The organism is Nocardioides sp. (genome assembly GCF_031422975.1).
GTDB lineage: Bacteria > Actinomycetota > Actinomycetes > Propionibacteriales > Nocardioidaceae > Nocardioides.
Window position 1 is genome coordinate 1 of record NZ_JANPEO010000621.1, and the last position, 1,527, is coordinate 1,527.

Here is a 1,527-nt window from a genome sequence, read left to right on the forward strand (position 1 = left end):
CCGGGGTCATCCAGGAGTTCGTCACCGCCGCCCGCAACGCGGTCGAGGCCGGCCTCGACGGGGTGGAGGTGCACGCCGCCAACGGCTACCTGATCCACCAGTTCCTGGGACAGTCCTCCAACACCCGCAGCGACGGGTACGGCGGGTCACCCCAGGCCCACGCCCGGTTCGCGATCGAGGTGACCCGGGCCGTGGCCGAGGCGATCGGCGCCGACAAGGTCGGCATCCGGATCTCCCCCGCCCACAACATCCAGGGCGTGCTGGAGGAGGACGAGGCGTTCACCGCGGCGGTCTACGAGACGCTGCTCGACGGCATCAAGGACCTCGACCTGGCCTACCTCAGCATCCTCGCCGACCCGCGCAGCCGGCTCGTCGCGGACCTGAGGGCGCGGTTCGGCGGTCCGGTCATGCTCAACTCCGGCTTCAGCGACGTCACCGACCTCGAGTTCGTCGAGTCGATCCTCGACGAGGACCTCGGCGACCTGGTCGCCGTCGGTCGCGAGTTCCTGGCCAACCCCGACCTCGCCGAGCGGTGGCGCGCCGGGGCCGAGCTCAACCGGCCCAACCAGGAGACCTTCTACGGTGGCGGCGCCGAGGGTTACACCGACTACCCGACGCTCGAGGCCAGCTGATGCGCGCCGTCGTCTACACCCACAGCGGCGACTCCACCGTGCTCGACCTGGTCGAGCGCGACGCCGCGGAGCCCGGGCCGGGCGAGGTCCGGGTGCGGATCGTGCGCGCCGGGGTCAACCCCACGGACTGGAAGTTCCGCGCCGGCGGCATGGGCGAGCTGGCCTTTCCCGAGATCGTGCCCGGCCAGGACGGTGCCGGCGTGGTCGACGCGGTCGGCCCGGACGTGACCGGGTTCGCCGTGGGCGACCGGGTCTGGACGATGCTCGCGCAACACACCCGTCCCGGGGGTACGGCGCAGGAGCTGGTCGTGCTCCCCGTCGACAACCTCACCGCACTCCCCGAAGCCGCGTCCTTCGACGTGGGCGCCGCGCTCGGGGTCCCCGCGGTCACCGCTCATCGTGCGCTGACCACCTCCGAGGACGGCCCCGACCGGCTCGCCCCGGGTGCGCTGGCCGGCCTGACGGTGCTGGTCTCGGGTGGGGCCGGAGCGGTCGGCAACGCCGCCATCCAGCTGGCCAGATGGGCCGGCGCGGACGTGATCAGCACGGTGAGCAGCGACCAGAAGGCCGTCCTTGCGAGGGCGGCCGGCGCCCAGCACACCGTGAACTACCGCGAGGGCGACCCGGTGGCGGCGATCCGCGACCTGGCACCGGGCGGGGTCGACATCGTCGTCGAGGTGGCGCCGGCGCAGAACCTGCGTCTCGACCTCCAGGTGATCCGGCCCCGCGCCACGATCGCGATCTACGCCAACAACGGTGGCGACGAGGTGACCCTCAGCGTGCGCGAGACGTTCTCCACCAACGCGCGCTTGCAGTGGGTGCTGCTCTACACCGTCGGCCAGGCGGCACTGCGGGCCGCGGCCGACGACATCACCGCCGCCCTGGTCGACGGCGC

General features: G+C 72.7%; 1 protein-coding gene and 1 pseudogene. Both read left to right on the top strand.

What is annotated here, in order from left to right; all coding sequences use genetic code 11:
- Window positions 1–632: pseudogene (locus RMO85_RS18495) on the top strand (alkene reductase); the annotation flags it as partial.
- Window positions 632–1,527: NADPH:quinone reductase (locus RMO85_RS18500; RefSeq protein ID WP_310530190.1), on the top strand; the 896-nt coding region annotated here is incomplete at its 3' end. The pseudogene RMO85_RS18495 and the gene RMO85_RS18500, both read left to right, overlap by 1 nt.